The following is a 5,314-nucleotide window of genomic DNA, read 5'->3' as shown; positions in this document are numbered from 1 at the left end:
CTGCCCGCGGGAGTCTTCGAGGCAGTGGGCTGTAGAGCCGAGCCCGTGCTCGGCTGCTTTCTACGGAGTGCCTGAGCCGAGCATGGGCTCGGCTCTACAAAGGCATCCACGCATGGCGTGGATCTACTTCGCGTCAGCTGCGGGCGAGGGCCAACAACCGTTCAGCAATCCGCTCCAGCGGCACCTGTTCCTCGGCCGCACCCAGCTTGAACGCCGAACCCGGCATTCCCCAGACCACGCTGGTGGCTTCGTCCTGAACCAGGGTGGGCGCGCCAGCCTGGCGCATTTCCAGCAGGCCGCGTGCGCCGTCGTCGCCCATGCCGGTGAGGATGGCGCCGATGGCATTGCCACCCGCAGCCTGTGCCACTGAACGGAACAGCACGTCCACCGCCGGTTTGTGCCGGTTCACTGCCGGGCCGTCGTCGACGCGGCAGCGCCAACGCGCGCCATCGCGGATGATGCGCAGGTGCTGGCCGCCGGGGGGCAGGTAGGCATGGCCGGGCAGTACCGCTTCACCATCGCTGGCTTCGCGCACGGCCATCGCCGAGTGGCGGTCCAGGCGTTCGGCGAACGCGGTGCTGAAGCTGGCCGGCAGATGCTGGGTCATCACCACGGCCGGGGCGTCGGCCGGCAGGCCTTCCAGCACCACGCGCAGCGCTTCGGTGCCGCCGGCTGACGAGCCGATCGCAATCAGGCGGTCGGTGGTGCGGAACTGCGGCGCGGCCGGACGCACGGAGGGTGCGGTATCCAGGATGAGCTTGGGGGCGGCGGTGCGCATCAGCGGGCGCACGCGCGAGCGCGCGGCCATCTTGACCTTGGCGATGATTTCATCGGCATAGCCCTGCAGCCCGCGGGCGACGTCCAGCTTGGGCTTGGAGACGAAGTCGACCGCGCCCAGGGCCAGGGCCTGCAGGGTGGTGTCGGCGCCGCGCTCGGTCAGCGAGGAAATCATCACCACCGGCAGCGGGTGCAGCCGCATCAGGTTTTCCAGGAACGCCAGGCCGTCCATGCGCGGCATTTCCACGTCCAGCGTGATGACGTCCGGCGCCAGACGTTTGATCTTCTCGCGCGCCAGCAGCGGATCGGCGGCGGTACCAACCACGTCGATGCCCGGATCGCTGGACAGGATTTCAGTGAGCATCTGCCGCACGACGGCGGAGTCGTCGACGATCAGCACCCGGCAGGGGGCGTTGCCGGGCACGTTCATTCAAACAGCTCCACGCCACCGGTGACCGGGGCCTTGGACAGGCGGGCACGCACAGCCGATTCGGTCGCGGCCACTTCGGCCTCGTGTGCGTGGGGCAGGCGCTGCACCACCACGCGGCCGGTATCGGCGAAGAACCAGATCTTGCGCGGATGGATGCCGCACAGGTCCTCGGCGATGATCGGGATGTGCTCGGCCTGCAGGTACTGGCGCACGAACTCGGCGTTGCGCGTGCCTACCGGGTTGCTGGTGAAGCCCTTGAGCACGTTGGCGCCACCGAACACTTTGGCCTCGATGCGCTTGCGGTGTGCGCCGCGCTTGAGCATGTCGTTGATCAGCAGTTCCATGGCGTAGCTTCCGTAGCGCGCGGGTGCGCCATCGCCGGCATTGCCTTCGGGCAGCAGGAAGTGATTCATGCCGCCGATCTTCAGCACCGGGTCGCGCAGGCAGGCGGCCACGCACGAGCCCAGCGTGGTGGTCAGCGCGGTGGTGTCATCGACCACCAGGTACTGGGTCGGCAGCAGCTTGGCGGCGACGGTCTTGAAGCGCGCATCCTGGTAGCGCATCACCTCGTCGGTGCGCAGCGAAGCATTCATGCGCCGGCCCCCTGCGCGCGACGGTAGAGGGTGCGGCCACAGGGCTGGATGAGGTCAGCCGCGTGCAGGTAGTTCTCCGAGTGGCCGGTGTACAGCAGGCCATCTTCATTGAGGTGCTGCACGAGGCGGCCGAGGATGGCGCGCTGGGTGGGCTTGTCGAAGTAGATCATCACGTTGCGGCAGAACAATGCGTCGAACGGACCGCCGACGTCGTAGCGGGCGGCCAGCAGGTTGAGCGGCCGGAATTCGATCAGTTCGCGCAGGGCGGGCAGCACCCGGCACTGCCCTTCATTGGGGCCGCTGCCGCGCTGGAAGTAACGGCGGCGCAGGTCCGGGTCGAGGTTGGTGACGCGGTCGATGCTGTAGACGCCGCGGCTGGCGGTGGCGAGGACCTGGGTGTCGACGTCGGTGGCCACGATCCGCACTGGCGGCTTCAGTGTACCGAAGGCCTCGCAGGCGGTGATGGCCATGGAGTAGGGTTCCTCACCGGTGGACGCGGCACACGACCACAGCAGCAGCGGGCTGCGGCCCGGGCGCTGCTGCAGTTCCTCGCGCAGCTTGTCGAAGTGGTGCGGCTCGCGGAAGAACGAGGTGAGGTTGGTGGTCAGGGCGTTGGTGAACGCCTGCCACTCATCGCCGCCGTCCTGCTCCAGATGGTCCAGATACTGCTGGAAGCTGCGCATGCCGAGCGTACGCAGGCGGCGCGACAGGCGGCCGTACACCATGTCGCGCTTTGCGGGCGCGAGCGCAATGCCCACGCGCTGGTAGATCAGATCGCAGACTCGGCGGAAATCACGGTCGGCGAACTCGAATTCACGAGGGCCGGTGACGATGGGAGTGGGACTTTGCACGGGGGGACATGTCCATCGGCGGGGGGCGACGGCCGAAGCCGCCGCCGGGATCAGAATTCCTTCCAGTCACCGTCGCTGGGGGCGACGAAGCTGGCGTTGTGGCTGGAACGGCCGGCAGCTGCCGCCAGCTGCGGACGGCGCGCTGCACTGGCCGGCGGGACGGGTTCGACACGTGCGACCACGGCCTTGACTGCGGCGGCCACCTGGTTGTCCAAGCGGAAGATGGCCACGGCGTCGGCCAGTTGTGCGGCCTGGTCTTCCATCGCACGCGCGGCGGCGGTGGCTTCCTCGACCAGCGCAGCATTCTGCTGGGTGGTCTCATCCATCTGCACCACGGTCTGGTTGACCTGTTCGATGCCGGCGCTCTGTTCCTGCGAGGCCGCCGAAATCTCGGACATGATGTCGGTCACGCGCTGCACCGAGGTGACGATCTCGCCCATGGTGGTACCTGCCTGATGCACCAGGGTCGAACCCTCGGCGACCTTGCCGACCGAATCGTCGATCAGGCCCTTGATCTCCTTGGCGGCCGCGGCCGACCGTTGCGCCAGGGTGCGCACCTCGCTGGCGACCACGGCGAAGCCGCGGCCCTGCTCGCCTGCACGGGCGGCTTCCACCGCTGCGTTCAGCGCCAGGATGTTGGTCTGGAACGCGATGCCGTCGATGACCGAGATGATCTCGGCGATCTTCTTCGACGAGGCTTCGATGGCCGACATGGTGGTAACCACCTGGTTGACCACGCTGCCGCCCTGCGCTGCAACGCCCTGTGCGCCAATGGCGAGCTGGTTGGCCTGGCGGGCGTGCTCGGCGTTCTGGCGTACGGTGGAGGTCAGCTCTTCCATCGAGGCGGCGGTTTCTTCCAGGTTGGCGGCCTGCTGCTCGGTGCGGCGCGACAGGTCGCTGTTGCCTGAGGCGATTTCTCCGGCGGCCAGGGTGATGCTGGAGGCGCTGGCCTGGATCTGGCCGACGATCTGGGTCAGCTGGCTGACGGTGCTGTTGGCATCGTCGCGCATGCGGGCAAATACGCCCTGGTAATCACCGTGCATGCGCGTGGTCAGGTCACCTTCGGCGATGGCTGACAGCAGCTGCGAGAGCTCGCCGAGGTTGTCATCGCTGACCGCCATCATGGCGTTGAGGTTTTCCAGCATCAGGCGGAAATCGTGATGGAAGCGCTGGGCATCGCCACGGCGGCTGAAATCGCCGGCGGCGGCGGCAGCGGCCAGCTGCTTGATCTCGCTGTTGATGTGGCCGAGGTTGGCCTTGACGGTGTCGACGGTGGTGGTCATGGCCGCCTTCTCGCCAGGGTAGCGGGCGATATCGCGGCTGAGATCGCCGACAGCGTACTGCTGCACCACGTCCAGCACGTCGTGCAGGGTCTGCACGTGGCTGCCGACCAGGGCATTGGTTTCCTGCACCATCAGGCCGTACTCGCCGGGGAAGGCGCTGGCGTCGATGCGGTAGCTGAGTTCGCCGGCATCATGGCGCTGGGCCATTTCGCGCTGGCCGCTGGTGACGGCGTGCAGCTGCTGCTGCATGGCGGACATCGCGTGCAGCAGGCGACCGGGTTCATCGTGCGGCTGCGGGCCGATGTGGTTGTCGAGCTTGCCATCGGCGATGTTCTCGGCAACGGCGGTGGCCTGCTTCAGCGGGCGGGCGATGCGGTTGCCGATGGCCCAGCTCAGGCCCAGTACGATCAGCACCAGCACGCCGCCGCTGACGGCCATGATGGCGGTGAACACCAGCGCCTGGCGCTGGACGTCTTCCATGTAGACACCGCTGCTGACGACCCATTGCCAGGGCTCGAACAGGCCCGCGTAGGAAGCCTTGTCGTACAGGCCTTCGGCGTTGGCCTTGGCCCACTTGTAGGACACCACGCCGCCGCCGGCGCGCGCGACCTGGACGAGGTCGTGGAACAGTTGCACACCGTCTTCGGACCGGAAGGCTTCCATGTCCTTGCCGATGAGATCCTTGCGGAACGGGTGCATGAGGACGCGGTAATGGGTGTCGTAGACGCTGTAGTAGTAGGTGTCATGGTCGGCGCGCATGCGCGCCAGCGCATCGAGCGCGGCCTGGCGCGCGGCTTCGTCGGTCAGTTCGCCGCTGACGGCCAGGCGGTGGTAGTGGTCGAGGATGCCGTAGGTAAGTTCGACCTGGGTCTTGAGGGACGCCTTGCGGGTGTCGTTGAGATCCAGGTACTGCATGCGGGCGGCGAGCACCGACAGCGCTATCACGCCGATCGCGATGAGCAGCGTCAGCAGGTTCAGCTTGCGCCGGACGGAGAGATTGCTGAAGTAGTGTTGCCATCGATGCAGTAGATTCATGAAGCGGACCAGGTCGAGACGGGCGGGCGGCACCAGTACCGGTCAGAGCGCGACAGGCCGTGACAGAACGGTTATCGGCCGGGAATGGGGAGATTTGAGGGGCAAGCAGTCTGCGTATTCAGGGTTTCCTGCAGCGGCGGCTGCGGCGCTGCCTGCGGCAGGCTTTTGAAGCAACAGCAACAGCAACAGCAACAGCGGTTGGTCGGCTGTTCGTTGCCGCGGGATGGCCGGGTCGGGGTGGGCAGGCAGGACACGCCGTTAACCCATCCATGGGGGCTCGTAGGCGCCTAGCTCGTGTGCGCTGTCCTGCGCACACGGCAAGACCGGGGTTGGGCGTCCTGCCCA

Annotated in this window: 4 protein-coding genes; all 4 read right to left on the bottom strand. The window is 67.1% G+C overall.

What is annotated here, in order from left to right; translation table 11 throughout:
* Positions 1-133: 133 nt before the first annotated feature.
* From ACQKDV_RS13410 to ACQKDV_RS13395, 4 genes are read right to left on the bottom strand one after another with little or no spacing between them, the layout of a single operon-like run.
* Complete coding sequence (locus ACQKDV_RS13410) at positions 134-1,207, bottom strand: protein-glutamate methylesterase/protein-glutamine glutaminase (RefSeq protein ID WP_427784256.1); 1,074 nt, start codon at positions 1,205-1,207, stop codon at positions 134-136.
* Positions 1,204-1,800 (bottom strand): chemoreceptor glutamine deamidase CheD, encoded by a 597-nt coding sequence (gene cheD, locus ACQKDV_RS13405; protein ID WP_427784254.1) that lies wholly within the window; start codon positions 1,798-1,800, stop codon positions 1,204-1,206. The genes ACQKDV_RS13410 and cheD overlap by 4 nt, the downstream gene beginning before the upstream one ends.
* A complete protein-coding gene (locus tag ACQKDV_RS13400; RefSeq protein WP_427784252.1) occupies positions 1,797-2,651 on the bottom strand; it encodes a CheR family methyltransferase in 855 nt (284 codons plus the stop codon). The genes cheD and ACQKDV_RS13400 overlap by 4 nt, the downstream gene beginning before the upstream one ends.
* A gap of 50 nt (positions 2,652-2,701) precedes the next feature.
* Positions 2,702-4,969 (bottom strand): methyl-accepting chemotaxis protein, encoded by a 2,268-nt coding sequence (locus ACQKDV_RS13395; protein ID WP_427784249.1) that lies wholly within the window; start codon positions 4,967-4,969, stop codon positions 2,702-2,704.
* Positions 4,970-5,314 lie beyond the last annotated feature (345 nt).

The organism is Stenotrophomonas sp. NPDC077659, assembly GCF_050268705.1.
Lineage (GTDB): Bacteria > Pseudomonadota > Gammaproteobacteria > Xanthomonadales > Xanthomonadaceae > Stenotrophomonas.
This window is presented reverse-complemented; position numbering and strand designations above follow the sequence as displayed.